Source organism: Paenibacillus sambharensis, from assembly GCF_003233845.1.
Lineage (GTDB): Bacteria > Bacillota > Bacilli > Paenibacillales > Paenibacillaceae > Paenibacillus_I > Paenibacillus_I sambharensis.
This window is the reverse complement of record NZ_QKRB01000044.1, coordinates 54,970-78,531: the sequence shown is the minus strand read 5'-3', so window position 1 is coordinate 78,531 and position 23,562 is coordinate 54,970. Positions and strand designations below refer to the sequence as shown.

At 51.6% G+C, this 23,562-nt stretch carries 34 protein-coding genes; 1 reads left to right on the top strand and 33 read right to left on the bottom strand.

Annotated features, from left to right (window positions below):
- Both DNH61_RS11825 and DNH61_RS11820 read right to left on the bottom strand, forming a co-directional pair.
- Entirely contained in the window at positions 1-405 is a 405-nt protein-coding gene (locus DNH61_RS11825) for a lytic transglycosylase domain-containing protein (protein ID WP_281272382.1), read from the bottom strand.
- A gap of 14 nt (positions 406-419) precedes the next feature.
- A complete protein-coding gene (locus DNH61_RS11820; protein ID WP_111146871.1) occupies positions 420-1,958 on the bottom strand; it encodes a hypothetical protein in 1,539 nt (512 codons plus the stop codon).
- Positions 1,959-1,965: 7 nt separating this feature from the next.
- Here DNH61_RS11820 and DNH61_RS26095 point away from each other — a divergent pair, with 7 nt between their 5' ends.
- Positions 1,966-2,181, top strand: a complete 216-nt coding sequence (locus tag DNH61_RS26095; protein WP_146241001.1) for a hypothetical protein — start codon at positions 1,966-1,968, stop codon at positions 2,179-2,181.
- A 145-nt stretch (positions 2,182-2,326) separates the two neighbouring features.
- Here DNH61_RS26095 and DNH61_RS11815 read toward each other — a convergent pair whose 3' ends face one another.
- The 31 genes from DNH61_RS11815 to DNH61_RS11670 all read right to left on the bottom strand — a co-directional run bounded on the left by DNH61_RS11815 (position 2,327) and on the right by DNH61_RS11670 (position 23,492).
- Positions 2,327-3,118 carry a trypsin-like peptidase domain-containing protein gene (locus DNH61_RS11815; RefSeq protein WP_111146870.1) on the bottom strand — a complete coding sequence of 264 codons (792 nt, stop codon included), beginning with the start codon at positions 3,116-3,118 and terminating at the stop codon, positions 2,327-2,329.
- 61 nt (positions 3,119-3,179) lie between these two features.
- A complete protein-coding gene (locus tag DNH61_RS11810; RefSeq protein ID WP_111146869.1) occupies positions 3,180-4,238 on the bottom strand; it encodes a hypothetical protein in 1,059 nt (352 codons plus the stop codon).
- Positions 4,238-5,806 (bottom strand): hypothetical protein, encoded by a 1,569-nt coding sequence (locus DNH61_RS11805; RefSeq protein WP_111146868.1) that lies wholly within the window; start codon positions 5,804-5,806, stop codon positions 4,238-4,240. Before DNH61_RS11805 ends, DNH61_RS11810 begins: the two co-directional genes overlap by 1 nt.
- 199 nt (positions 5,807-6,005) lie before the next feature.
- On the bottom strand, positions 6,006-6,269 hold the full coding sequence (locus tag DNH61_RS11795) for a hypothetical protein (protein WP_111146866.1): 264 nt from the start codon (positions 6,267-6,269) through the stop codon (positions 6,006-6,008).
- Positions 6,270-6,477: 208 nt separating this feature from the next.
- Positions 6,478-7,125 (bottom strand): hypothetical protein, encoded by a 648-nt coding sequence (locus tag DNH61_RS11785; protein ID WP_111146864.1) that lies wholly within the window; start codon positions 7,123-7,125, stop codon positions 6,478-6,480.
- Entirely contained in the window at positions 7,122-7,334 is a 213-nt protein-coding gene (locus DNH61_RS11780) for a hypothetical protein (RefSeq protein WP_111146863.1), read from the bottom strand. Before DNH61_RS11780 ends, DNH61_RS11785 begins: the two co-directional genes overlap by 4 nt.
- On the bottom strand, positions 7,334-7,915 hold the full coding sequence (locus DNH61_RS11775) for a hypothetical protein (RefSeq protein WP_111146862.1): 582 nt from the start codon (positions 7,913-7,915) through the stop codon (positions 7,334-7,336). Before DNH61_RS11775 ends, DNH61_RS11780 begins: the two co-directional genes overlap by 1 nt.
- A 57-nt stretch (positions 7,916-7,972) precedes the next feature.
- Positions 7,973-8,251 (bottom strand): hypothetical protein, encoded by a 279-nt coding sequence (locus DNH61_RS11770; protein WP_111146861.1) that lies wholly within the window; start codon positions 8,249-8,251, stop codon positions 7,973-7,975.
- 44 nt (positions 8,252-8,295) lie between these two features.
- Complete coding sequence (locus DNH61_RS11765) at positions 8,296-9,228, bottom strand: N4-gp56 family major capsid protein (RefSeq protein ID WP_111146860.1); 933 nt, start codon at positions 9,226-9,228, stop codon at positions 8,296-8,298.
- Positions 9,229-9,243: 15 nt separating this feature from the next.
- Positions 9,244-10,095 carry a hypothetical protein gene (locus DNH61_RS11760; protein ID WP_111146859.1) on the bottom strand — a complete coding sequence of 284 codons (852 nt, stop codon included), beginning with the start codon at positions 10,093-10,095 and terminating at the stop codon, positions 9,244-9,246.
- Between the two features lie 109 nt (positions 10,096-10,204).
- Complete coding sequence (locus DNH61_RS11755) at positions 10,205-11,650, bottom strand: SGNH/GDSL hydrolase family protein (RefSeq protein WP_111146858.1); 1,446 nt, start codon at positions 11,648-11,650, stop codon at positions 10,205-10,207.
- A 13-nt stretch (positions 11,651-11,663) separates the two neighbouring features.
- The gene (locus tag DNH61_RS11750; protein ID WP_111146857.1) at positions 11,664-13,457 is read right to left on the bottom strand and encodes a portal protein; all 1,794 of its coding nucleotides are present in this window, start codon (positions 13,455-13,457) and stop codon (positions 11,664-11,666) included.
- A gap of 12 nt (positions 13,458-13,469) precedes the next feature.
- Positions 13,470-15,173: a terminase large subunit gene (locus DNH61_RS11745; protein WP_111146856.1), complete on the bottom strand. Its 1,704-nt coding sequence runs from the start codon at positions 15,171-15,173 to the stop codon at positions 13,470-13,472.
- Entirely contained in the window at positions 15,170-15,727 is a 558-nt protein-coding gene (locus tag DNH61_RS11740; protein WP_111146855.1) for a terminase small subunit, read from the bottom strand. Before DNH61_RS11740 ends, DNH61_RS11745 begins: the two co-directional genes overlap by 4 nt.
- An 11-nt stretch (positions 15,728-15,738) precedes the next feature.
- Positions 15,739-16,002: a hypothetical protein gene (locus DNH61_RS11735; RefSeq protein ID WP_146240999.1), complete on the bottom strand. Its 264-nt coding sequence runs from the start codon at positions 16,000-16,002 to the stop codon at positions 15,739-15,741.
- Between the two features lie 9 nt (positions 16,003-16,011).
- Complete coding sequence (locus DNH61_RS11730; RefSeq protein ID WP_111146853.1) at positions 16,012-16,251, bottom strand: hypothetical protein; 240 nt, start codon at positions 16,249-16,251, stop codon at positions 16,012-16,014.
- Between the two features lie 14 nt (positions 16,252-16,265).
- Complete coding sequence (locus tag DNH61_RS11725) at positions 16,266-16,454, bottom strand: hypothetical protein (protein WP_111146852.1); 189 nt, start codon at positions 16,452-16,454, stop codon at positions 16,266-16,268.
- 262 nt (positions 16,455-16,716) lie between these two features.
- Positions 16,717-17,244, bottom strand: a complete 528-nt coding sequence (locus DNH61_RS11720) for a hypothetical protein (RefSeq protein WP_111146851.1) — start codon at positions 17,242-17,244, stop codon at positions 16,717-16,719.
- Positions 17,245-17,423: 179 nt separating this feature from the next.
- Positions 17,424-17,624: a hypothetical protein gene (locus DNH61_RS11715; protein WP_111146850.1), complete on the bottom strand. Its 201-nt coding sequence runs from the start codon at positions 17,622-17,624 to the stop codon at positions 17,424-17,426.
- Positions 17,625-18,707 carry a coiled-coil domain-containing protein gene (locus tag DNH61_RS11710; RefSeq protein WP_111146849.1) on the bottom strand — a complete coding sequence of 361 codons (1,083 nt, stop codon included), beginning with the start codon at positions 18,705-18,707 and terminating at the stop codon, positions 17,625-17,627. It abuts the gene before it with no gap.
- Positions 18,708-19,127: 420 nt separating this feature from the next.
- Positions 19,128-19,637, bottom strand: a complete 510-nt coding sequence (recU, locus tag DNH61_RS11705; protein ID WP_111146848.1) for a Holliday junction resolvase RecU — start codon at positions 19,635-19,637, stop codon at positions 19,128-19,130.
- A gap of 49 nt (positions 19,638-19,686) precedes the next feature.
- A complete protein-coding gene (locus tag DNH61_RS11700) occupies positions 19,687-19,914 on the bottom strand; it encodes a hypothetical protein (RefSeq protein WP_111146847.1) in 228 nt (75 codons plus the stop codon).
- 209 nt (positions 19,915-20,123) lie between these two features.
- Complete coding sequence (locus DNH61_RS26370; protein WP_181438675.1) at positions 20,124-20,282, bottom strand: hypothetical protein; 159 nt, start codon at positions 20,280-20,282, stop codon at positions 20,124-20,126.
- 29 nt (positions 20,283-20,311) lie between these two features.
- The gene (locus tag DNH61_RS11695; RefSeq protein ID WP_111146846.1) at positions 20,312-20,494 is read right to left on the bottom strand and encodes a hypothetical protein; all 183 of its coding nucleotides are present in this window, start codon (positions 20,492-20,494) and stop codon (positions 20,312-20,314) included.
- A gap of 27 nt (positions 20,495-20,521) precedes the next feature.
- Positions 20,522-20,659 (bottom strand): hypothetical protein, encoded by a 138-nt coding sequence (locus tag DNH61_RS26365; protein ID WP_181438674.1) that lies wholly within the window; start codon positions 20,657-20,659, stop codon positions 20,522-20,524.
- Between the two features lies 1 nt (position 20,660).
- On the bottom strand, positions 20,661-20,906 hold the full coding sequence (locus DNH61_RS11690) for a hypothetical protein (RefSeq protein WP_111146845.1): 246 nt from the start codon (positions 20,904-20,906) through the stop codon (positions 20,661-20,663).
- Positions 20,903-21,292 carry a DUF4406 domain-containing protein gene (locus DNH61_RS11685; protein WP_245948148.1) on the bottom strand — a complete coding sequence of 130 codons (390 nt, stop codon included), beginning with the start codon at positions 21,290-21,292 and terminating at the stop codon, positions 20,903-20,905. Before DNH61_RS11685 ends, DNH61_RS11690 begins: the two co-directional genes overlap by 4 nt.
- Entirely contained in the window at positions 21,255-22,460 is a 1,206-nt protein-coding gene (locus tag DNH61_RS11680) for a phosphoadenosine phosphosulfate reductase domain-containing protein (RefSeq protein WP_111146843.1), read from the bottom strand. The genes DNH61_RS11685 and DNH61_RS11680 overlap by 38 nt, the downstream gene beginning before the upstream one ends.
- 12 nt (positions 22,461-22,472) lie before the next feature.
- The gene (locus tag DNH61_RS27000) at positions 22,473-22,598 is read right to left on the bottom strand and encodes a hypothetical protein (RefSeq protein ID WP_281272381.1); all 126 of its coding nucleotides are present in this window, start codon (positions 22,596-22,598) and stop codon (positions 22,473-22,475) included.
- Between the two features lie 83 nt (positions 22,599-22,681).
- Positions 22,682-22,804, bottom strand: a complete 123-nt coding sequence (locus tag DNH61_RS26995) for a hypothetical protein (RefSeq protein WP_281272380.1) — start codon at positions 22,802-22,804, stop codon at positions 22,682-22,684.
- On the bottom strand, positions 22,791-23,492 hold the full coding sequence (locus DNH61_RS11670) for a DnaA ATPase domain-containing protein (protein ID WP_181438673.1): 702 nt from the start codon (positions 23,490-23,492) through the stop codon (positions 22,791-22,793). Before DNH61_RS11670 ends, DNH61_RS26995 begins: the two co-directional genes overlap by 14 nt.
- Positions 23,493-23,562 lie beyond the last annotated feature (70 nt).

The following is a 23,562-nucleotide window of genomic DNA, read 5'->3' as shown; positions in this document are numbered from 1 at the left end:
TTACCCCCAGTTTTTCATAACCTTGGTCACGTAATTCTGTGTTTCCTTTGGTGCATGAGCGCTGATCGCCGCCCAGTTCTTCCCGTATTTCTTGATGGCCTTGTCCACGTTCCCTGGCCCCCAGTTGTAGGCAGCCAGAGCAAGTTGATAATCGCCGTACTTCTGGTACATCTGTGAAATGTACTTCGTGCCGCCATTTATGTTCTGTGCAGGATCGTATGGATTTTTGACGCCTAAACCTGCTGCCGTTCCCGGCATAAGCTGCATCATTCCCATTGCACCTGCACCACTTTTAGCATTGGGGTTGTAATTGCTCTCGGCCTTGATAATAGAGGCTACCAGCCCTTCCGGCATGCCGTAATTCTTAGCCGCGGTCGATACTATGCCCTGATAAGCTTGCGGCACGCTTACCGAGCTTCCTACTTTCCCGGGTAGTTACCCAGCATGGAATCTACCTCTTCCTTGCTGAATCCCAGCGAGAACAGAACTTGTCTTGTTTGATCTGGCGGCAACCCGAAATCAGCTACCGTTTCAAACATTTCTTCTCTGCTTTTACCTTCAGTCGGCAGCATTCCGTCTTCGTCAGCATACAACTTCCTTACGCTCGAAAGGACCTGACTAGAAGTCATGCCATTATAGGAATATCCTGCACTTCCGCCCTGCTGCATCTGCCAATCCAGACCAGCCCAACCTTGAGCGCTGCGGTCGTCGAATTCTGCCTGATTAAGGTTCTGCTGTGCCCATGCCAACGCATTTTGCATACCTTGTTGCTCCTTGATTCGGTTGAACTCCCGTTCCCATTGCGCATCAGCCACTTTGTCGCGACCCTGTGTGTACTGATAGCTACGATCAGATTCATAAACGCCCCGATCAAACTGCTTTTGCTGCATGCCTTGCTGGAACTGCTGGTTCTGACCTTCAAGCGTCTGTGGTGCCTTGCCACTCTGAATTTGTCGCGGGTAGCCGCTCACGTCCTGCTGCGGAGTCAGGATCATGCCCGCGCGGTCTCCGTAAGCCAAGGCTGTATCTACATTGAACCTCTTGTTATCCAGCGTGGATTGTCCCTTATACATTCCTGTGAGCTGCCCCTCTTGTATACCCTGGCTGAACATCTGATTCTGCATGGCTGCCGTCATCTGGCCGCCCGGACCGTAGCCGTAAACCCCTGCATAGTTCAGCCCATAGTTCCGGTTGGAGTCGAACTGACCGAAAGCTTGAGCATCCGCAGCAAGACCGTATTCACGCTCCATCCGGGTGAGCTCGTTCATCATGGCTTGCTTCTGCTCCGGCGTGGCGTCGATGAAGTCCTTGAGCGATACGTCGATGCTGGCAAGGCGTGATTGCAGGTCCTGCTGGTTCTCGCGGTCTGTCCGGCCCCGCTGTTGCTCCACCATACCCAGCGCATAATCTGACTTGCCGCTGAATGGCGAGAGGTTCCGCTCGTTATAGGAATTCTCAAGCGCCCGGTCCTCGTTGATGTTCTCGTACATCCGGTTATAGCTCGTCTGCATGCCTTCCTTCGCCTGCTTCGCCGCAGCTTCCCTTTCACGAATCTGTGCATCAATCCGCGCCTGTGCCTCTGCCTCGATCTGTTCCCGCGTCATCGGTGCGTATTCGCCCATGTTCACTGGGGATGTGTACCCGCCGTTGGATGGTGCAGATGGCATTGCTGGCATAGGCGGCAGCTCTGGTTGCGGGGCTCGTGGATCTGTGGTTGTAAGCGTATTGCTTGTTTTGTTCTTGTTGTTGATATAAGCCTCCAACTGCTGCGTGTTCATCCCCTTTACAAGTGCAGCCTCTTCCGGTGTCAGCTTGCCATAGTATTGGGTAGCGTTATTAGCGGCCCATCCTTTATTTCCGGAATCATACTGCTTTTTGGAATACAGGATTTCGTTCAGTGGGTCTCCAGTGCCGCCATAATTGGTTGTTGGTGCTGTTGCCGGTTTAGCTGGTGGCATTGGCACGTTGCTTGCTACTGCTGCCGTTGTTTTGGGCATGCCGGGATATGGGACTGAATTAGCTGTAGGCAAGTTAGGTGTCGTCAGCCGCGATGCATTATTGTTAGTCGCTACCGGAGTCTTAGGAAGGCTAACTGCCGGTGTCGCGGGTTTCGGTAAATTAGGTGAGGGCATAGGAACAGATGAACCGGTATTTTTAGTAGCAAGATTTGTAGTTGCCTGATTAAAGAGTGAATTCGAGCTGCTGGGCATAGGAACGGAATTGTTCTTGACCTGCTGCAGCTTACTAAGCGCATTTGAAAATATCGACATTTTAACCCTCCTAGGGACATGAAAAAGGCACCCGTTTGGGTGCCTCTAGTCTTATATTACTTTACCTTGGCAAGCTCTTGTTTCAATACCTTTGCCTGGACTGCATAATTGGAGTAACCGCCTTCCAGCGCTTCAACCGATACTCCAATTACCTCGCCTTTTGCGTTGATTACGATGCCTCCACTAGCTCCTGGATCAGTCTTTGCCGAATGCATCCACCTCGTTCCATTCCCAGAGCTCGATACAAACATACCTTCAGTAATGGTGAACTTTCTTGCAGGATGGCCGAGCGCATACACTTTGTCTTTGTTCATCGGTTCGCTGGTATTCAGCTTCAACGATGGGTAGCCGGCCAGCTTGAAGCCGATCAGGTCAACCGTTTCATTCTTAAACACCGCATCCGCAACCCGCAGCGTAGCCTCCTTGTTACCGAACGCTACAACGAACTGTGTCGCGCCCTCCAGAACATGCCAGTTGGTTACCAGCACACCGTCCACGATGAAGCCGGAGCCTTGGGAGATGTACTGGTCACCGTTGTAGGCGTAGATGATTCCAACGCTCTCCCCGATCTTGTTCAGCTGCTCAAGCGTCAAGCCCGCCTGCTGAACCGGCTGCTGCGGCGCGGTCACCGTCACACGCTGCTGCTTCTGATCCCATTTCACATCCGCACCCAGCGCCTCGCTGATTACCCGGAGTGGGACCATCGTCGTGTTGTTGATCATCTGCGGCGCGACAGCTGGCTTAACCTCTTTCCCGTTGATCCAGAGCGATATGGGCTTAGCAGCAAATGCCGTAGTAGATAAGGCGAATATAGCAACAAGGATAATAGCTAATGATTTCCGTTTCATATGGCAGCACCTCACTGGTTTTATAGTTCCAGTTTACTAGGTTTGGCAGGATTCGCCAATATTAGATTTCAGCATCGGCCACCCAGTTGAACCAGTACCTGCTGCCGACCGTAAAGGTTGCTGCTGTGTCAGCCAATTTTGAAAATCCGTATTCATTGGACAAGTCATTTACCACAGTTACATTTGTGCCTATAGTTGTAGTTGAATTTATAGGAGACACACGATTTGCCGTGCCACCAAAAGAATAGATCAGCACGGTAGGCCGGGCTCGTTTTGGAACGGTATATCGGATATTTGAGAATATAGCGTCCGCAACCTCAGCCGTGCCAATCGCAATGTTCCCCTGGTTGGATGTACCAGCATAAGCCAGATATCCGTAATTCTTCTCGTAATACCGCAAGCACAGCCTGAATTCATCGGCAAATCCACGGGGCTGATACGGCAGTGCTACTCCACCCGTACAGAATTGCAGCTGTGACAGGCGATAGGTTCCCGGCAGGCTAGCGTTCCGGATGGGGTCAATGGATAGGTTCCCGGTGCTTGTTACCGTTCCCGTAACCATGAAGGGTATCCACGCGCCTGTCATCGTGGTTCCAGCGTTGAATTCATCGTTGACAACGTGGAAGACGGTAGCGCCCGAAGGACCTTTAATCCAGCCGGAGAGCGTGACCTGCTTGCCCGCCATGTAATGCTGTGCCTCGACGATCTGCCGGACGATGACACCCGTACCGCCGCCCGTGTTGGTCACGTTGATTTCGTAGGAGTATTGGCTTTGCACGTTTGGTACATCGGTTGACCTGCCGTGCGATGTGATCGTCGCCCCGTTGTTTAATATCAGCCGAAGCCGATCCGGGCCGAAACCTGCAGAAGTAAAGGAGGTGCCGCGCTGCCAAACGTCCATATTGCTATTGATCAAAGCTTGGCGGTGCATGAAGTCCGGTGGTAGAGGGCTAAGTGTGCCGCCCGCCGCCAGACCGTCAACCTTCTGGTTGAGCAGGTCAATCGTGTCATATGCTTCTATCATAGCCTCACGGTTGGCTTGTGAAGACGCAACAATAGTCGGCTGTTGGTTGGTAACAGCCGCCTGCAATTTGGTTCTATTCGAAGGTAAGTTTGCCATCAGTAGCCGGATGCCCTCCCTTTTAAGTTAATGTCGTATATCTCGCATAGCTCGTCCCTGTCATTCTTGAAAATGATCTGGAAATAGTACGAGTTTTTGCAGAAAATCAGCGGTTTCGGGGCACTCACAAGGTCCGTATATTCTAAGTTGGCCCACACTCCATCGTCCCAAGCTGTAACATCCCAGGTCATGTAGGTGTTTTTGATCGCCTGATTTACCTCTCGCATGGAGGAATAAAAAACCACTTTCACATCCAAGCTAGATTTGGTTGCATACTGCCGGGCGTTGACAATAACTTCATCCAGAACTGACATCTGCCCGGTAGTCTCAAACTTGAGCATGTCCGAAGCACGGTAGAAATTGATAGGTGTTCCGGATGTCTTCCCCGCATTGTTCCAGTCGCTGCCGAGATTGGCGTCAAACTTGTGCAGATGGCCTGATTCCCCGGCATAGTACAGTTCACCAGCTCGAACAAACCCATTAGCCTTAATATTCGTCCACGGATACCATTCCCGGTTGCGTGTATCGTAAGCGTAGCAGAGTCGTTCCTCGCCCTTGTTGAAACGCAGCATATAAAGATTCGTCCGTGGGTCGTAATAGCCCACAGCGGCTGTTTTCTCGGCTTCTGATAGCCCGATTGCCTCAAGGTCTACCTTGTCTACCGATATCGACCGCGTAGCGTACCGCCGGGAACCGGTGTCCATTAGCTGCGTGTCGTAGATTTCGTATATGCCATCATCAGAGAGGTACACAACCGACTGTGCCCCGTCTGGGTAGGTGATACGCTGAATAGACCGGGGCGCAACCACCCCGGCCTGTGTATTTAAGAATTGATTCCCTTGGAACGTGTCAAAGTTGGTGCCGAACAGAACGCCCCATCCCCTGCGCATCGGGAGCATCAGCACATTATCAAATGCAATGCCCGGGCCGTTCATATAGTCGTTCTGGCGCACCCAACGTTCCCACTGAACCGAAGGGAAATAGTCAAAGGTCCATCGTTTCGAGTACCACCATTGGTCGCTGCCGTCACTCACGAACAGGTGCCCCTGGTAGCTGAAGCAGTATTTCATCTTCTTGGTGTGCAGCTGCGACAATATATTCGGTGGGTTAGGCGTTGCATCGTCTGCCGCAGGGACAATATCCGCAACAGAGAATGTATCGTCATTGTAAGCCTTGATGCCGCCCGTGTCCGTGATGATCTTGCGGCTGACGGAGTTACGGTCCGTGAAATCCACTTCGTAGATATCGGCACTCGTTAGCGCCCCAGATGCAGGCTGTAGTGCGCTGCCGTTGAACCGGTAAAGCGATGTGCCAGCCGTGGCAATGATCTTGTCTATGGCCCCGGTGCGGTACAGGGTCAGCCAGCGGATAGGATTGCTGAGTGCTGTCGTCGTTACTGGTATACTGCCGGGGCGTTGGGCGCAAGGTCCAATCTTCCCCTGCGGCTGCACACCGTTGATCATATAACGCGCTTGGTTGGCTGCTAGAGCAGTCGGCTGAGCAACCGTATTGATTCCACCTGCCACGCTTAAATCAACCGTTACAGGCTGTTGGAAGCCTTGTGGCATATCATTCACCGCCTCTTATCTTAAACGGTAAGTGGTGAACTGGACACTCTATCATTTTTTCGGGCTCTGGCAGTTCTGCATCCCCAATGGGTTCAAGCGTGTCTCTGATCAACATGGAAGTAATTTTTTTAAGACGGTAGTAATCCTTGTCGCATAATGGACAATACAATGTGTCTCCTGTTTTTGGCGGTCGCTGCATTTACATCCCTCCCCTCGCTTTCTGCACATCGTCATAGCTCGGTGGCTGACCGCCCGATGATGGCCCACGCGCTGAGATAGCAGCCTGCGTGATACCGGCATAACCAGTCTTCGCCGCACCGACCATTGCATCAGCTTCATTGTAGAAGTTCTTCACATATTTGACCTGCGAAGATATCTCCATGATCAACGTCTGATAGCCGCTCTCCGGGCAGTCAACAGGGTCAGCAGCCTGCGTAACAGGCTGTTGGAAGCCTTGTGGCATATCATTCACCACCTCTTATCTCAAACGGCAAGTGGTGAACTGGACACTCTATCTTATTTCCGGGCTGTGGCAGTTCTGCATCCCCAATGGGTTCAACTGAACTTCCCCTTAATACCGTCCCAGGTATAATGTCTTCTCTAAAACGATAATAAGATTTTTCGCATAGCGGACAATACATCGTGTCTCCTGCTTTTGGTGGTCGCTGCATTTACATCCCTCCTCTCGCTTTCTGCACATCGTCATAGCTCGGTGGCTGACCGCCCGATGACGGCCCGCGTGCAGATATCGCGGCCTGCGTGATACCAGCATAACCTGTTTTGGCCGCGCCGCCCATAGCTTCAGCCTCGGCGTAGAAGTTTTTGACGTACTTCACGGAAGAAGATATCTCCATGATCAACGTCTGATAGCCGCTCTCCGGGCAGTCAACGGGGTCAGCAGCCTGCGTAACCTGCCGGGGGTACCGGATATACTTCATCTTCACTTGGCCCGTTATACCGCGAATATCAATGGGCTGGTTCGGTGCTTCGCAATGCCACCCAATCGGGGCCGTGTCGCTGTACCGTTTAGGAACCTCAATCTCCCGGCCGTCCACCAGCTGCAGGATGCGTAATGGCTCGTACATGTCCTTAATCGCCGCATTGCCCTTGGTGAAAGGTACAATGCCATCACCTGTTACGTTGACCGTATCGCTTACCTCCGTGTTGTAGCAGAGCCGTGCAAGCTTCCAGAGTGCAACGTTCATGAACTGGAACAGGATTTGGTCCTGCGTGCTAGGGTCGGGTCCGAGATAGTCCACGTCCATCTTATTAATCGTCCGGACGGCTGTCATGATCTGGCCAGCATTCCAGGTGTTCATCCGCCCCAACTCCTTACCTGCTCATAGACTGTGCATTTATTCAGCTCGCAGAAGTTGACTACCTCATCGCTCAGCATAGCCTCTGCCGGGCCGTCTGTCTTTACGCGGGGAGTCAGCATGTCCGGGATGACGTACAGCGTGTTGTGCCACTCGGTGCCGGGAGCGTCAATTCGGGTAGCCACCGTGAATTGGTAGGTTTTCATTGGCATCACCAGCCCCCCTTAATCGTGTACGGTTGAGATTCCATCAGGTACTGAACGGAGATCTGTTCCTTGATCATCATGTGCCGGGTGTAATGCTTGTCGTATAGTCGCTTGGCTGTCTGCTCGCCCATCCGCTGTATGGAGCTTGGCAGGTCATAGTACTGTGCGATTCCGTAGGACGTATAGAGCGATTCATACCGGTCCGACAGGTCGATAGTGTCCGTCATAGCCGCGAAGTGCTTCAGATGCCGGTAAAACTCGATATGTAGCACGTCCTGCTGCGCGAATCGGTGTGAAAACACGATATGCCCGCCGTAAAGCCGGTAGGTCGCCTGTAAATCCCGGTCAACGCCCTGCTGCCGGTCACTAGCTAGCCACATCCGGCTGATGCGCTTAATGTTGTCGGTCAGAATTGGATAAGATATGTCCGTGTTATTGACCTCAAGGGTCATTGCATCCGGTATTTCGATGGAAAGCATGATCTCCGTCTGTGCATCGTTGCACCAGTTAATGACATTCTGGTTATCCAGCGAATCCTGGACGTAGCGCTCCATCGTATACCGCAGATCGGACAGTGTTTTTGCCACGTTGAAACCCCCTTATACGAAAAAAGACAGGGCCATCAAGCCCTGCCTTGTACCATCTTAGATAAGTCCAGCATCGCTGAGAATTTCGGCTACCGATTCCGGAACCTCTACCTCAACCCCGCGCTGAATTTGATAATTGTGACCGTTAATGCTTACGAATTCATACGGCCATTCAACCTTCTTTCCAGCCTCTTGCGAAGACTCAAGGCGTTTCCGCTCTTCTTGAGACATCCAAATTCTGATTTTGCGCTTCGGCTGCTCTGCCAGTGTTTCGGCTGTGGATTTTGTGATTTCATCCAATTGTGCATCTGTTATCTGCTGTTTACTTACTGCCATATTAATAGCCTCCTATGTTGTGATAAAGGGGGAGACCCCCCGTATTATTGAGATACTGCGTGTTCTATACGCACCATTGCCGCTTGTTCAATAATTTTGGCGGTAAACATGGTTTTCCAACCCACCGTTGAACGTTGGTTCAAAGGATCAGCTGTGCCTGAGGACCCGAGGGGCTTCACGATGGTTTGAACAGCTCCAGAACCGGCAACGTCTACCACACCATAAGCGTCTTTGCCGAGTACGAGTGTAGCGTAAACGTCGATAGCCGAAGCACCTGCGCCTGGGAACTTCTTCGCATTGGTGGTCTCCACGAAACGAACGCCATAAATACGACCAATTTCACCGTTGAATATCTGAGTCGAACCCGCATACTTTACAGGCTCCTCCCACTTCGGATCATCTTGCAAGTCATAAGCAGTTCCCGGCTCAATGATGGCTACATAATCGCCACCTTCCAATGGTTTAACATTGTTCCGTTTCAAGGTTCTGCGGGCTTTACGAATCTCCTTAACAGTCAAAAGATCTGTTGCCGCAATTGTAGCCCTCGACACTCTGCCATTTGCGTATTGGACAGAGGTACCAGCTGCCAAAACATCCCGGCTAATGCGGTCAATGGTGTCTTTTGCTTGCTCGGCCAATACATCCATAGACTCATCAACCAATGGGTCGATTGCCACCATATCAACTACGTCCGAGAACTCAATGTAATCACCGTATTGGCTTGGTGTAGCAGTGACACTCACCATAGTGACGCTGTTTCCGCTCGGGGTTACACCCTCAACCAACGGTGTTGTGGCCGGCGCAAGGGATTGCATTTTACGGAAGTCGATTGTCTTACCGCCATTTTTGGGAATAGGACGCTTTTGACCAAATTGCTGATGGAACAGCATTGGAAGAAGGCGTGCCAGCAGTTTTTTATCATAATAAGTTTGAATAGACGGTGCTAATCCTGCAGTTTGAGTTGTTTGAGTTGCCATTGATTATTCAGCTCCTTAGAATGTGATGCGCTCGCCTCTGCGCACTCGCTCGGATATCCTTTCGATATCCTCCGGGCTCATGTCAGCAGGGTTAAGCTGCATATTGTGTGGTGAGTCTGTGCTTGACAGGACTTGTCTTTCGTCTCTGCCGGTGATCCTCGCAAGCGTTTCTTGCTCTTGCTGCCTTGCAATCGTGCTGGCGTGGGCCAGTCGGTACGCATCTACCGGGTCATAGCCGCGGTCAATGTAGCCCTTCATGCCGTCGTTGTACCATTCAGGGTCTTTGCCCTCATGGAACGCTGATGCGCTCTCTGCAAGCGCTGGGAACTCGTTATATAACGCGCTCCACTTGGCTGCTTGCTGCGCCTTTGTCTCCTGCTGCTGGTACATCTCCCGGAATGCCTCTACCTCTGTCTTGAGCTGCTGCAGTTCCGTGTTTACCGGCTGGAAAAACTGCTGATAGGTCTCAAGATCAAGCCCCATCCGATGTGCTTCCTGTTCCATCTGTTGTTGCTGTAGGTGCGCATCCAGCGCCCTCTTGTACTCCTCGCGGTCACGGAAACCATTCATCTGCGCGACCTTGTCCAAATAGGCAAGTTCTGCCTGCTGTTCCCTCTCCCACTTGGCTCGTTCCTCGGCTATTGCACGTTCTTTCTCCTCACGCAACCGGTTAGCGAAGGATTGCTGCTTTGTAACGTCCTCAGTGGGCTGTGCGCCTGTCTCTGCCGGTTCAGGGGCGTTCCCATCACCCAAGGACTCATAGTCCTCTGTCACAACGCTAGACGGCTCAGGCGCTGTTTCTACTGCTTCTGGGGCGTAACCGCCGCCAATGTCCCCATCTTCATTGAAAAACGGGTGTAACCTCATGCTCATTTCCTCCTTGTGTGGGCGGCGCAACTCCACACGATCAACGCCGCTGGTTTTTAGTGCGATAAACTACAGAAAATAGGCCCGCTGGATTCTCACCAGGGGCCTGTTACCACGTTGCACCGTCCCGTTTCCGGGCCTGTCCAAGGCGGTAGAGTATATGGTTTAACATCACGGTGTAACCTGCATCACCTGGGTGCAGCTTATCGGGTAAGTATGACTCGATGGTCACGCCCTTTAAGTCGCAGTAATCCAAGAACCCGTGATAATTGCTAATGTAATCAATGCCGAGTATCTTAGCGGCAGCAGCAATGGCGTTATCGATGTCCTCCATATGGATGCTGTACTGCTCTTCATTCGTTGTGCCAGCCGGTATGGATGACATCAGGATCGGCTTAATGTTCGCGCTCCTCAACTTCTCAACAATTTCCAAGACATTGAGCGTTGTCTCCTGTGTGGAGGATATCTTGATACGGTCATTGGTGCCGACCTGCACGATAGCATGCGTGATCAGCTCACCTGCTGGCAGTACGTTAAGCGCTTGATGGGCTAGCCAGCGGCTATCCACCCCGGCTGTACCCCGGTTCCACGCTTTAACCACCTTTTGGATAACAAAGCCCTCAACAATCACCGCGTTTTGGCTAGCACTCGCATTCTTCCGGTTCGTCTCCCGGATTTCCACCTCATGCTGTGCCATTGGCAGCCCTGTGATGGATATCAGCTGCTTGTATGTAGCTGCTGAAGCGTAGGTGTCAACCGTCTGAACCAGATTGCCGTCGACGTATATCTCAACAATGCCTCGATCCGGGCCGTAGCTGAAATACACGCCGAAATGATCGCCATAATAGGTGCATGATACCTTGTCGCCAGCCCCGATGTTGGGCAGCGTAGCGATTTTACGCCCAATCGCCCGGGTATTGGTCGGGTTACCGCTGGTGTACCCTGAATTGCTAAACTGCGGATTGGTGAAGATGATCCGTTCATGCGTCACAGGAACGATGAAATCCCGATTGTACTTGGTAACAAGGTATTTGCCCGTCTCATTTGACCAGCAATAGCCGTTTGTATTGACGTACCAGTAGTTACCAAAGATCATGTCGCCGCCGGCTGACGTGTTGGTGTACCCGGTGCCTCCATAGCCCGCCGTGATGCTGTCCCCTATAAAGGCTACGCCCGTGTATTCAAAGGGATTATTGAGCGATACAAGCAGCACGGTTGAGCTATACCCTGCAGGCGCCTGAGTGTCTCCAAAGCTTGCGATGGTTGGACGCTCATATTGGATGGTCCGCAGCACAAACGGTTGTGACCTCGTTGCTGCATTGATCTTGAGTGATGTAAACGTGAGTGTGTCGCTCCAGGACTTGCCCGGCTTGATCACCTTCACGTGCAGCCCCACTGTTACGGTGATGTCTGCTGTTCCTTCATTGCGTACATAGATGTGATTCTGTGGTGTTGGGTAGGTCCAAGTCGTTGCTGACGGACCAACCGAGTCCACAAACTCACTGACAATTTCTCCGGTGGCTTGCTTTCTAGGCTGTACTGTCACGATTGGCATCCCCTTCACCCCTTTACCTATTCAGTTTTAGTTGTGCATTCATTTGCGCGATCTGCAGCTTGGTTTCGTTGTCCATCTGCTTCAGCGCTGCTTGCTGTTCAAACTTCATCGCCTCTTGCTCCTGCTGCTGTTGTAGACGCTGCTGCTCAGCCATCATCTGCTGCTCCATTGCGGCTTGCTCAGCCATTGGGTCAGGCGGTGGCGGCTGCATCTGCTGCTGTTGCATCTGCTCCTGCTCTCTCAGACGGGCGACAATCTTGTCCTTGTTCGGCAGGCCCTCCTGCATGTCCAGATACTCGCTCGGCAGCAGCACACCGGCACTAAACAGGTCGGCTCCCAGCTGGGCGATATATGCCTTGGATGTCGGCGTGGATGCTCCGGCACTCACCTGCACGTCAAGATCAATTTCGGCGTACTGTGCGCCTACAAACGGCATGAACTCATGATTGCCCTGCTCGTCTGTAATGCGGATATAGCGCTCCTCGGTATAAAACTCCTTGACCAGCTCGATCATCAGCTCGTAAACGTCCTTGATGGCACGGTTAAGGTTGGCTGCAATGCCCTTGATTGGGATGGAACCTTGCTCAACCAGCATCTGGATAGCTGCGGCTGCGGTGACACCGGATGGTGTTTCGCCTGTCTGAGCGTCATAAATGCCCGCCATACGCTCGATAACTTCAATCAGCTTGTCTATGGTCTGCGGCACGTCCCGGCTGATCTGCGGCGGCTGGAACCACTCTGCAGGCTTGGTCTGAGATAGATTTGTTACTGGCTGAACTATTCCCGGCTTAGCTTGGAACTTGGCAGGGTCAATTCCGCTATTCGCATCCACGAACAGGATAGGATTAGCTGTAAGTGCCGTGTTCCGGGTCAGCATCTCCATGAACTTGTTCAGCAGCTTCTGGTTCTCCATGATGTTCTGCGGCTCACCGATACCAAGCATCGACTTACGCTTCTTCTTGGGTACGAACCGCACGAATGGATACCGCCCATGTTTGTACACGTTACGGATGTCCTTCAGGATCTTACCGCCAGCTGCATAGGTACAGTGGATACCTCCTTGCTCCTTGTACCAGTATTCATACAGCATGACGCGATTCTTCGCATTGTCAGCACCAGGACGGCTGTATATCTCCGTCTCAAAGCTGTTTTCGGGGTCAACGTCCACGCCAAACTTCTCCTTGATGAACTCCACCGTCTTTGGCACCGCATAGATGATATAGCGGCAATCCTCCACCTTGTGAGCGGATGGGTCATGGTAGATGTTTGCCGGGTCCGGTGACTCTACGCATACATCACCTTTCCACACGTTTGAGCGCATGGGATTCATTGGGTCATACTGCCCGCCGCTCTTCGTGTTGTCCCAGTAGACTTTGAACCACCCAATGCCGAGCAGCAGGCCTGTCGGTACCACCTCCGCAATGACTTCATCAAGATCTGCGCGTTCAGCGATGACTTCTGTCACCTGCGTGAACAGCTTGGCTACCTCTTCGTCTCCCTGCACCGTGGGAAGTATCAATCCCCTTGGCCGGTTGTTGGTGATCTGCGGTGTCTTCTGATCCACCACGTAGGCGATGTAGTTAATGACCGGGTTAAGCAGCCATGACGGCCGTTCCTGCTGCCATTGCTTGGAGAGATAGAATTCATCGGCCTCTTTCCAAACGCTGTGATCCCCACTCAGTGCGCTCAAACTCTGGTTAAAGCCCGTCTTGATCATCTTGTACCGTGTTGCTCCATCTACGCTGTCAATCGCCTTGCCCTCTGGCTTGTCTCGCTTGCCAAATATGCTTTGCAATACCTTTGCCACTCCATCACCTCCCTAGTAGTTCTCCCATGAATTGAAATGCCCCCGGTCATCCCGGAGCGCATGTGGCAGGTTGTCCTGACGGTCATACATGCTGCCGGCCGGATCTCGTGCATCGAAGTAATCCGACAGGTAGTTAGAAAGCACAAATAGGGCGATAGCCGAAGCCATCACCAAATCATCAAAGCAGCCTTCCTGCGCATTCGTTGTGCCGTCTGCCTCCCGGATGTACGTTATGCATTCATTGATCAGTTGCTCATCATGCACCCGTATGAGTCCTTCGCGGATACACTTTGCCATGAAGTCAATCGCCAGCGGCTTTGTACGGGCATCTGTACGCCAGCCAAGCGCCTTGGTCATCTCATCCACTAAGCCGTCATAGCGTTCACGCATGTATATCCTTGGGTAATTGACGCGCTTCAGGGCCGTTACCGTGGTATAACCGTGGTTGTTAACCTCCGGCACGATCAACGCCTCGTTGTAGTACTTGCCCAAGCGCGGCAGCTCGATCTCACCGAATACATCCGGGTCAATGTGCCCATGCCACCTAGCGCACAGCTCCCATGTCTCAGCGTCCCATACGGTAGCTGCATCATAGTCACCGGTTGCCAGCCCCTCTGATGTATCCGCACCAATCACGTACCGCCTGCCCGGCTCAGGATGCTTCCATACGGTGATATAGCCGTCATGCTGCGGAACAAACTGACCATACTCGATGTTGCCCTGCTCCCCAGCCTTGGCCCGGTTGAGCCATTGTGTGAGGATGCGAGTATTGAACCGTGTGCGTCCGCTGGTCAGGAACGCCTCCATGTCGTTGGAAGGATACTCCTGCTTGAACTTCTCGTCATCCCCGTTGAGCTTGTCGGATATGGTCTTGCGTCGCCATTTGACCTGCTCAGGAGTCAGGTTGTAGTTCTGCACCAACTCTTCTTCAATCTGATCCAGCTTAACTTCCTCACCAGCAGCCAGCGGCGTGACGTATTCCTTATGCTCGTACCAGGGAATAAACAGCGGCACATAGTTGTTCTTTCCTTGCTTGGCTTTCATCCACAAATCATAAAAATAACCACCTACGCCCATCGCTGTACTCTCCACGATTACGATACCGTTATAGTCCGGCACCGACTGGAGCAACGAAGTCATGGTGGTTTCAGCGTCCTGCCACTTGGCAAGCTCTGATATATGCAGGTAATTGATGGTGTAGCCTGAGCCAGCATTCTTGTTGTTCGCCGTCTCAATCAGGAACTTGCTCTGCAGCCCCGGCTTAACCTTGAACTCTTCCCGGCTCGGATTCTCGAAGTAGATCCCCTTGCCGCGAATAGGCCGGTTCATTGGCTTGATTACGTCCGGCAGGTACTGCAGGTATCGCCCTGACATATCGTTAATCGTCTTGGCTGAGTCATCATCGTATGAAACGATCATAGCCACTTTGTTAAACGGCTTATCATTCGGCAGCCCCAGTGTGATGGCCTTGAAGAACAATCCCTCGGTGAAGGTGCTCATTCCCTGCTGCCGGGCTTTCAGGATGATGATGTACAGCGTGGGCCGTGTGTCCGGGTCCGGGTACTTCGTGTAATGGTCCGTCACAATCTGATTAAGCCGGTCCTGGCTGTCGTTTATGGTGAAAGGTACAATACGCGCTTTCTTGTCCTTGATCTTGAGACATTTACGGAAGTACAGGTGGTTGTCATGCTTCAGTTTCAGTAGCGCGTTGGTCATTCAATCAACTCCGCCAGCTGATCCTCATAGGACAGCGTAACTTTACCGGAATGCTCTACCTTATCAGTGAACATGCCGAGGTGACGCGCTATGGAGTCTAGAGCCCCCTTCTTGTCATGAAGCTTTAGCGCTATTCCTTCCTTGGTCTGTTTGATCTCAGCGACTGCATCAAGCTTCTCCCTCGCCACAGTATCAGTGTCGTATATTCTGACCATCTGAACCATTTGTCGTACCGGACTCTTACCGTTCTCTGCATCGCCTTCAAAGCCTACAATCACCTCCTGTTGCTCAACCTTGAGGTAATCGGATATGTTGCTGAAACCAATCTTGGCATATTCCCTCAGCACCATATCAGCGGTTATCTCAGTGCGTTTAGAGCGTTCCACCATAAGCTGCTGGATCAATTCCTGAATGTCAGGTTTCGTTAGGTTTTCAGCCCCTATTGCTCTGGCCGTTTTTTCGCTGTATCCTGCCCTAATTGCGGCCTGTGTCGCATTCAGGTCTATGAGGTATTCTTGAGCGAAAAGCTTCTGTTTGTCGGTCAGTGCCGCCATCGTCTCACCTCCTACTCTTTATCGTTCTCAAGCGCCTCACACATCTTTTGCAAAGCAGGCTGAAGTTCTGAAGCACACACAGTGTAGAATCCGACCGAGCCCTTGGGGTATACCTGGACTTTGAAGACTCTGTTAAGCTCTACACATCGCTCGAAATCCAGAAAGTTTTCACGCCCACCGTAATACATCTCAATATCACGTTCATGTACAACTCTGTGATCGTTGAAATCAATGGTTACGCTGTACGGGTTAAACTTCATCAGCTCTTCCATCATGACTCCCCCTCACATCTTGTTCGCTTGCAACTCTCTCTCGTACAAATCCCTATCATCATTGCTCACTGGTTCGTATAACACCGTCTGCGGCTCTTGCTTGGCCTCTCTATACTCCGTGAAGCTGCTGGCCTTGAGTTTATCCGTCAGCTCACTGATCAGCGCATCCTTACGTTCATCGCTCTTGTAGTGGATGTACTCACGCACCACGAATATAGCGGTCAGTCCGGCTACGATAACCACGATGTCCATCACTCGTCCCTCCCTTACCTGATATCCGATAGCTTATATACGTCATACAACTTCTTGCTGTCCTTCCACACTTCCCCGTGGTCCCCGGGGTGCAATCCTCCATCTTCCCGCGCTCTTCGCTTCAGCTGTTCCAACCACAGTTCTTTGTTCGTTGTGATGAGCTCGATAATCTCATACTCGATGAAGAGCACGTATATTTCCATTACTCGTCCTCCTCTTCCGCTTTCTCAGCCCTTGCATATAACACCGCCCACCAATGGAAGGCGATTGCTGCCAACACGATAATGATCGTGAAATGATCTACGTCATGGGGTGCCACTCCATTCCTCTCATCCCCTTAACAAGTAAAAAGCCCGCCGTTTGGCGAGCCGTGTTGTTCTCGGGAGCATCGGGTGTCTGTATTCGCCCGGTACGGGATTGTACGGGTAAATCTCCGATGCTCCTATATGAATTTCCTGCATATTACTATGATACCTCAGAAATAGCTGTTCTTTTTCTGGCATTTTTATTGCGTTTTTGCGGTTTTTTAACGGGAATCAGCCGATTCATGAAAATGTTTCCGTCATTCAGGCACTTCTCAATGTCCGCAATCGCCGTCCGGTGTACATGGTAGAAGTGGGATAAGCTAAGATTCATCATCATGGACGCTGCAACCGGCTCCCTGCCTTGGAAGTAGCACAGCTTGATACATTCCCTCTGCCGATCATCCAGCGCCTCTAAAGCCGATTTCACGAGCCCTATGACGTATTCATGCTCTTCTGCATCCCACTCGTACTGCTGGCGCTCTTCATCCACGTTCATCACATTGTCGAGTGCGAACCGTTCCGTCTGGCTTACCGGCAGCCCGCCTATTCCTCGAACATCGTCATTGTACTGCTGAGTACAGCCCGGGTACCTGCGTTTCTTGTTCACCTGGGCTATGCTCCTATGGATGTTTGCAAGTGCCGCGATTAACTTCGTATGTCCGTACAGCAGCCGCTTTACGTCAATCATGGCTATTCCCCCTTATAGCGGTTATGAGAAGGGACACCGGTTAGGTGCCCCCTTGAATGTGTTACGTCCTCTTCTTCAGCTTTTCAATCTCATGCTCTAGTAGGTGGTGAACTAAGCTGTTTTCCATCGTAAACTCCCTACCACACTGTGGGCATTTATAAGTCACGCTTACGCCACCTCTACAGTTCGTATTCTTTCAACGCCTGATATGCCGCAAGCATCCCGGCCAAATCTCCACTCATCATGGCCTCTTGCGCCCGTTTAACGTCAGCCTTCATCATTTCTGCCGCGAGATGTCCGGCAGGGATTTTCTCGTATTCACGGATAATCTCCTGTACACGTTCTATTTCCTTCGGCAGTGCATCGCCCAATGTTTCCATCTACGCCACCTCTACGATCCGCGAACCTTCCAACCGGTCTACGCGGCGCTTCAGCTCGATGATTTCCTCGCTGAGCTGCTCAAGTGTTTGCGGTACCAGCGATCCGTCAGCGGACTCGTCAGCGATCCCGGGAATGTCGGTCTCTTCGGGGCGAAAAGAACTGTCAAGCGCCGGCGGTGTTACGTCCAGTGGAGGATTCGGAATAACTTCTGCAGCAGGTTCGGTTTTGACTTCTTCACCTCTTGCAGCACGTTCTTCCCGAAATCGCGCAGCTTCTTCAGCCGATACCTCCCGGTACTTGCCTTTTTCCAAGAAGCCGAACTTGATAAACTCATCCGTCTCAAGCAAGTAGCCACCAAAACGCTTGCCCAGATTGTCCAGCGGATGCATGTTGTAGATGGCTGGACGGCTGTTCTTGAACTCCTGCACCGCCTTGGCGTAGTTCGCTGTCAGGTTCGTGTCTACCACCTTCACAGCTTCACGGGCACCGACAGCAATCTCTTTCCGCAGGTCATCCACTTGGCTGTTCAGGCGCTCAATCTCGGCTGCTGCATTAGCAAGCTTGGTGCGTGCATCCTCCAGGTCAGCCTTGGCATTGTCACGCTCTGCCTCTACTTGGTTAAGCTGAGTGGTCAGGTCCGCGTTACGCTGCTGCAGCTGAGCAATCTGGTATTGCAGCTGGTTCTGAGCCTCCGTGTTCGCCTGCAGCTGTCCTTGGTAACTCTCTTCCGTGGTCAAAATTTGCTTGCTGAACTGCTCGGCTTGTCCAACAAACGCGGTGTTGAAGTGTACCAGCAGCAGTTGATAGGCTTGCTCGCTGGTTACCAGATCCCGCAGCGGTAGCCGCTCACCTTCTCCGATGTCGATAGATTCGATGGTGTGCGTGATCTGCACAGCCGCTTGCTCCATGCGCTCTTCATGCTGCTCAAGACTAAACTTCTCGGCCAGCTGTTTCTCAATCTCCTTGATCTGCTCATTGATGCGGCGTACTTCTACCTGATCCACGCTTGGCTGTTCAAACAGCTGGGCTTTCTTCTGCTCCAGCTCATTCAGTTGTGCTTGCAGCTCGGATACATTGCTCACGTTTATCCCTCCAAAATTGTTCTATTCGTTCTATAACGGATAACATAATTATACCAAAAAACCTGCCTGCTGAATAGCTAAAAACGTTGATATGACGCGGTTTTTACGACTTTTTAACTTATGATTTCCTGCGGATTAAAAGAGCCAGAAATAACAGGATCAGCATCATCCAGATTAGCCCCACCCTGAGCATCACTTCCCACCCCACGCCATCACCACCCTTCGTGCGCGTCATTTAAGCCGCCTATTTGCCATTCTGAGACGCTCTGTGCGTCTGGATGGACATTTACCCTGCCAACTCTCTTAATCTCTTAGAACGCCTTCTAGGAGGTCGTAGAGGGATGATCCACCCAACAATCACGTTTCCATCCGTCATAGCCGTGTACGTGCCGTTCAGGTTGTGCCATTTGTCCACTCGTTTCATGCGATCCCCTCCACATGTTTGAGATAGTCCAGTGCGATACCGTTGCCCTGGATGACTTCGTTTACGTTCCTGTATCTCAAGAAATCTTTGTAAGGGATACTGCCTGTCGCGCCAGTAGCATTCAATCCGTCGATATATCCGAATGGCAAGTAAAATATCTGCTGGTGCGCCTTGAAGTTGATGAGAAAGAATGCCACCCCTCCATTCGCCACCCATGCCCTCATGAAATCAACCTGATGCTGCTCAATGTTTGCTAATGGGAACCGCGTTTTATTCTCCGTCTCCTTTGCATCGAAGGCGATTGCCCTACCCTCGTACACCCCAATGAAGTCCACCGTGCTTTTCTTCTCCGGGAACGCCGTCACAATCTGCTTGCCCCGTCTCACCACCTTCCAAGGTGTCGCAATCTTCTGTATATTTGCGATACCCTTAGCCGCATACTGAGCATTGGCGTATTCGATCAGCGTCTCCAGCCCCATGCCCCGGTTTGCGTATTGGATGCTCATGGCTTGTCCTCCCCATGTTTTGATATTCAGTCCGTCATGTCACCAAATGCTAGTAACCGCCCTCATGCTCCTTTAAAAAGTCCTTCAGCAGCACTTCTGCTTTGGCTAGAGCGTAACTTAAATCGCAGTTTTGCAAGCTCAAAATTGTATCGCCATGGTTAGGGCTTTCCGGTAAATATCCAATGGATATCGACCAGTCTGCATAACGGGAATGGTAAATTTCCAATGTCCAATCCGGTTTCTTTACCTCGTTATAAAACTTCAAGAATTCGTTCATGTACGTTCTTCCTCCCCATGTATCTTGATATTCATTCTGTTTCTTCGATTTCGACCCATTCTAATTTCGGATCAATAGCGTCACATTCGGGACAGTACACACGAATCGGGATTCCATTATCGTCCCTGTCCGCCTCTCTTTGAGAATGACAGCATTTAGTCAAAAGCCTTTCCACCTCATGAACACCACCCTCCCCATGTATCTTGATATCAAACGGTGTTCATATCCTTGACATCTCCGCACCACTCACAAATCCATTTTCCGCTTGCCAGCTTTCGATGATCTTCATGTCCTTCGCATTCTGGGCATGCTATACCCACTTTGCTACCAACAGGCATGAATTTCATTTCATCCAAAGTCGTCTCCACCGCGTTCCCCTCCCCATGTATCTTGCTATTCAGGCTTGTTCCACTTGAGCATCATTCAACTGGTTTTCTAGTGAATTAATATCCTTGTGGAGCATTGTCTTTTCTTTCTCATACTCAGCAATTGCAACTCTATGAGCTATATTAAGGTTTTCAAGTTGCAGCTGCTTTGAAAAGAGGACGCGCTTTAAGTACTCTTCATGGCTGATTTTCATTTTCCGTTACCTCCCCATGTATCTTCACTACCCAACCCACTGATACACCCTGACCTGCCGCACGCCTTCCCGTAGATCCGCTGCCAACTGCTCAGCCTGCTCCCTCGCTAGATGCTCCTTGTGGATCCGCTTGCCGATTGCGACCACCCATATGTTGCTTGGCATGTTATGCCTCCTTGCCTGCCCGTGGTCTATGTCGGTGCATCAAGCTTGGCTGCCTGCGCCCTTGATTCAGCGGTCGTATGGGCGCCCCCGTCTTCTCGATGTATGCGGCCAGCTCTTCCGGCGATAGGTGATAAGTCCTCAGCGATGCCTCTGCCCGTTCAAGCTCCGTCCTCTCCATCAGCGGCCTTGCTGGTCCTACTGGGCTCATTTCCTGCATCGCAAACGTGCGGCGTTCTTTCTTTTTCATCTTCGTTTCCTCCCTTGGCTTGTTTGAAACTCACTAAGTTCAAATATTTCCATTCCGAGAGCTTCGGCGATGTGCCTCTCTAGCTGCGCTCCTTTAGAACTTTCCCACCCTGGAAGCATGACAACTGTCGTGCAATCCATAAGAGCCTTAATGTCTGCCTTCATAAAACCTTCCCATGTCTGCTCAATTGGCTTTATCTCTGCGGGGTTTATCACTTTATATCCGTTTTCTCGTAGGTCCCTTGCTGTACTACGGAATGCTGGGTAGTTATATTCCTTTATTCCGCTCATAGGACCTGATAAGTAAATGAGCATGTTACCTCCGTTGATAATGTCATTTTTATATCCCCTACGCTCCCGGCGTATCGTAATAATGGTTCCATTCAACCTGGTATCCCTCGTTTGCACCTTTCAGCTTTACCTCGAAGAACCTGCCCAGCTCTTCCGCATCCTCCAGCCAGGGTTTCGATGCCAGGTCCTCTTGCCACTGCTGCTTGATCCGCTCGACCAGTTCCTCAGTGAACAGAGGCTGCGGCTCTACTCCGTGGTAACGAGCCAATATCCGGTTGTCTTCTTCAGCTGCCATGAACAGTTCAAACAGCTCCATGCGGGCCTTAACCGTGAAGGTTCCCTGTCCATATGCAAGTTTCATCCCGTTTCGCCTGTGGCCGGACCTATTCTTCGGGTCCTTGTACATCCGGATCATGGTATCTCTCAGGTCAGCGTAGGGCTGGAACCAGGGCTTCTTCTTGGACAGTTCCTGTGTGCTGCGGTCAATCGTTACGACCGGGCAAATGACACAGCCGAACCTCGCCCCGCATGCATCCCCTGTTTCGTCCTTGCCGGCCTTCCGGCGCCTAAGACCGCACTCCCCTGTTGCATCCTTGTATAGCTGGCTAATTTCCTCTGCATCGCCCCAAGGTGTCTTCTCAGTCGCCAGGTACGTCCAGACATCTTCGGTTGTGAAGTGGACAATAGGCTGCAGGGATGTTGCAACAACCTTGCCCTTCTTGTCCTTGCGCTCGGCGTAGAACACATCACCTTCAGCTGCCATGCTGCCGATCGTTTCCGCCCGTTGCTTGGACTCTGCAATTCTGGTTCCGACTACCGCCAAGGCAAACTGCTTCTCCTTCATGAACCTCTCCTGCGGCTCGATCTTCGCCTTATGGGTACACCACTTGTCGTTGCTATGCGGTAACGGGTATCCCTTGCCAAGGATACAATCCAGAATCGTGCTTCCCGGCTTGGCCGAAACTTCCGCTATCTCCATCGGCAGCTGCTGCTTATCAATCAGCTTTTGGATCTTCACGAACTCATTTTGTTTGGTCGCATCAGTCGTGAGGTCCAGGAACGTCTGGGCCGAGGTGATATATATTCTCCGGGTCCATTTTTCCCGAGGTAGCATCATCAGTGCCCTCATCACTAGCGCCAGTGTTACGGTTGAATCTTTGCCCCCGCTATATGCCACGTTGAACGGTCCTTCTATGGCTTCGTTCGTGTAGGCCTTAAGAATTTCTGCGATAGCCGTAATCTCTTTGGGCTTATAGCCGTTCATCTCTCACCCTCCCTATCTAAACATCCGGTTTACCCGGCCATCCCTGCGGTTCAGCTCGTCTGCCACCTTGCGGTATTTGCAATCTATCTGCCAGTATTCAATCTCGATCTGTGATATCTGCCGGGTTAGTCTGGACATCTCGTCCAGGTACTCCTGCCGCATCCGTTTGAGGCAGTCGTGGCATTTACGCTGCAGGTCTTGGTGTTGGTCACAGTGACAGGTCATGCCGTCTCTTTCCTTTCCTCCGGCCTTGGCAGCGGTCGCAACCCGTTATCCTCCCGGCCACGGCGTATGAATTCGTCAAAGTCCAATTCGTAGAGCTCGTAATCGTCAACCTGCCTCATGCCTTTCATCCCTCCGTTTTCTGGCTATCGTCCTGCGCCGATCCGTTCCGACCATCTCGATCAGCTGAGCTTGTCCCGTTATGCGGCTGGCTATCTTCCCGCCGTTCACCGGCAGCCGGTCCCTGATTCGCCCGACCGCGTAATTGCTGGTGATGATGGTCACCTTCTTCTCATTCACTCGAGCATCCAGGATGCTGAACAATTTCCCCTCTGCCCAGTCCTTGTACGATGTCGTGAACAAGTCATCAATCAGCAGAACCGGGATGTTGTAGTACCGTTTCAGCACGTCCTGCTCGCTTTCATCACTGGCCCGGTCATAGGTTGCCTTAATGTCCCCAAACAGCTTTTCCTCGTTCACGTAGATGGCTGGTATCTTTCGATGGGTCAGCGCATTGGCGATGCATTGCATCAAGTAGGTTTTGCCGGTACCGAATGCGCTGTACTCCCTGCCGTGTTGATCCGTCAGGCTCTTCGCCCGGCTCTCATCTCCAAAGAGATACAGCCATGTTCCCCAGTCCAGGTGATTGTCAATGTTCTTGATGAAGTCCACCGCGATTTCAAAGTAGGACCGGTTTTCGTCGTCAATGATCGCATTTTTGAACGTGTGCCCTAGTTCCTTGTTGCTGAAGCCCGATGAGGCGTTATATTTAGTGAATTGCTGGTCGTAATGGCACGAACATAATTCCACTTGAGCAACCTGTCGGGGAATGGGTCTATCCTTGTATGTGTAGCTGTCATCTTCAATCCATCGGAAGGTG

What these genes read in the sequence shown, in the direction of transcription:
- DNH61_RS11755 (WP_111146858.1), bottom strand. Translation starts at nt 11,650, where the DNA reads ATGCCAATCGTGACAGTACAGCCTAGAAAGCAAGCCACCGGAGAAATT.
- DNH61_RS11765 (WP_111146860.1), bottom strand. Translation starts at nt 9,228, where the DNA reads ATGGCAACTCAAACAACTCAAACTGCAGGATTAGCACCGTCTATTCAA.
- DNH61_RS11820 (WP_111146871.1), bottom strand. Translation starts at nt 1,958, where the DNA reads ATGCCACCAGCTAAACCGGCAACAGCACCAACAACCAATTATGGCGGC.
- DNH61_RS11815 (WP_111146870.1), bottom strand. Translation starts at nt 3,118, where the DNA reads ATGAAACGGAAATCATTAGCTATTATCCTTGTTGCTATATTCGCCTTA.
- DNH61_RS11690 (WP_111146845.1), bottom strand. Translation starts at nt 20,906, where the DNA reads ATGAAAAAGAAAGAACGCCGCACGTTTGCGATGCAGGAAATGAGCCCA.
- DNH61_RS11785 (WP_111146864.1), bottom strand. Translation starts at nt 7,125, where the DNA reads ATGAACACCTGGAATGCTGGCCAGATCATGACAGCCGTCCGGACGATT.
- DNH61_RS11695 (WP_111146846.1), bottom strand. Translation starts at nt 20,494, where the DNA reads ATGAAAATCAGCCATGAAGAGTACTTAAAGCGCGTCCTCTTTTCAAAG.
- DNH61_RS11700 (WP_111146847.1), bottom strand. Translation starts at nt 19,914, where the DNA reads ATGAACGAATTCTTGAAGTTTTATAACGAGGTAAAGAAACCGGATTGG.
- DNH61_RS11735 (WP_146240999.1), bottom strand. Translation starts at nt 16,002, where the DNA reads ATGATGGAAGAGCTGATGAAGTTTAACCCGTACAGCGTAACCATTGAT.
- DNH61_RS11680 (WP_111146843.1), bottom strand. Translation starts at nt 22,460, where the DNA reads ATGAACGGCTATAAGCCCAAAGAGATTACGGCTATCGCAGAAATTCTT.
- DNH61_RS11725 (WP_111146852.1), bottom strand. Translation starts at nt 16,454, where the DNA reads ATGGAAATATACGTGCTCTTCATCGAGTATGAGATTATCGAGCTCATC.
- DNH61_RS27000 (WP_281272381.1), bottom strand. Translation starts at nt 22,598, where the DNA reads ATGTCCAGACTAACCCGGCAGATATCACAGATCGAGATTGAATACTGG.
- DNH61_RS11730 (WP_111146853.1), bottom strand. Translation starts at nt 16,251, where the DNA reads ATGGACATCGTGGTTATCGTAGCCGGACTGACCGCTATATTCGTGGTG.
- DNH61_RS11715 (WP_111146850.1), bottom strand. Translation starts at nt 17,624, where the DNA reads ATGGAAACATTGGGCGATGCACTGCCGAAGGAAATAGAACGTGTACAG.
- DNH61_RS26365 (WP_181438674.1), bottom strand. Translation starts at nt 20,659, where the DNA reads ATGCCAAGCAACATATGGGTGGTCGCAATCGGCAAGCGGATCCACAAG.
- DNH61_RS11810 (WP_111146869.1), bottom strand. Translation starts at nt 4,238, where the DNA reads ATGGCAAACTTACCTTCGAATAGAACCAAATTGCAGGCGGCTGTTACC.
- DNH61_RS11805 (WP_111146868.1), bottom strand. Translation starts at nt 5,806, where the DNA reads ATGCCACAAGGCTTCCAACAGCCTGTAACGGTTGATTTAAGCGTGGCA.
- recU (WP_111146848.1), bottom strand. Translation starts at nt 19,637, where the DNA reads ATGAGCATCCAATACGCAAACCGGGGCATGGGGCTGGAGACGCTGATC.
- DNH61_RS11770 (WP_111146861.1), bottom strand. Translation starts at nt 8,251, where the DNA reads ATGGCAGTAAGTAAACAGCAGATAACAGATGCACAATTGGATGAAATC.
- DNH61_RS11720 (WP_111146851.1), bottom strand. Translation starts at nt 17,244, where the DNA reads ATGATTGACGTAAAGCGGCTGCTGTACGGACATACGAAGTTAATCGCG.
- DNH61_RS11795 (WP_111146866.1), bottom strand. Translation starts at nt 6,269, where the DNA reads ATGCCACAAGGCTTCCAACAGCCTGTTACGCAGGCTGCTGACCCTGTT.
- DNH61_RS11745 (WP_111146856.1), bottom strand. Translation starts at nt 15,173, where the DNA reads ATGACCAACGCGCTACTGAAACTGAAGCATGACAACCACCTGTACTTC.
- DNH61_RS11760 (WP_111146859.1), bottom strand. Translation starts at nt 10,095, where the DNA reads ATGAGGTTACACCCGTTTTTCAATGAAGATGGGGACATTGGCGGCGGT.
- DNH61_RS11780 (WP_111146863.1), bottom strand. Translation starts at nt 7,334, where the DNA reads ATGCCAATGAAAACCTACCAATTCACGGTGGCTACCCGAATTGACGCT.
- DNH61_RS11740 (WP_111146855.1), bottom strand. Translation starts at nt 15,727, where the DNA reads ATGGCGGCACTGACCGACAAACAGAAGCTTTTCGCTCAAGAATACCTC.
- DNH61_RS26995 (WP_281272380.1), bottom strand. Translation starts at nt 22,804, where the DNA reads ATGAGGCAGGTTGACGATTACGAGCTCTACGAATTGGACTTTGACGAA.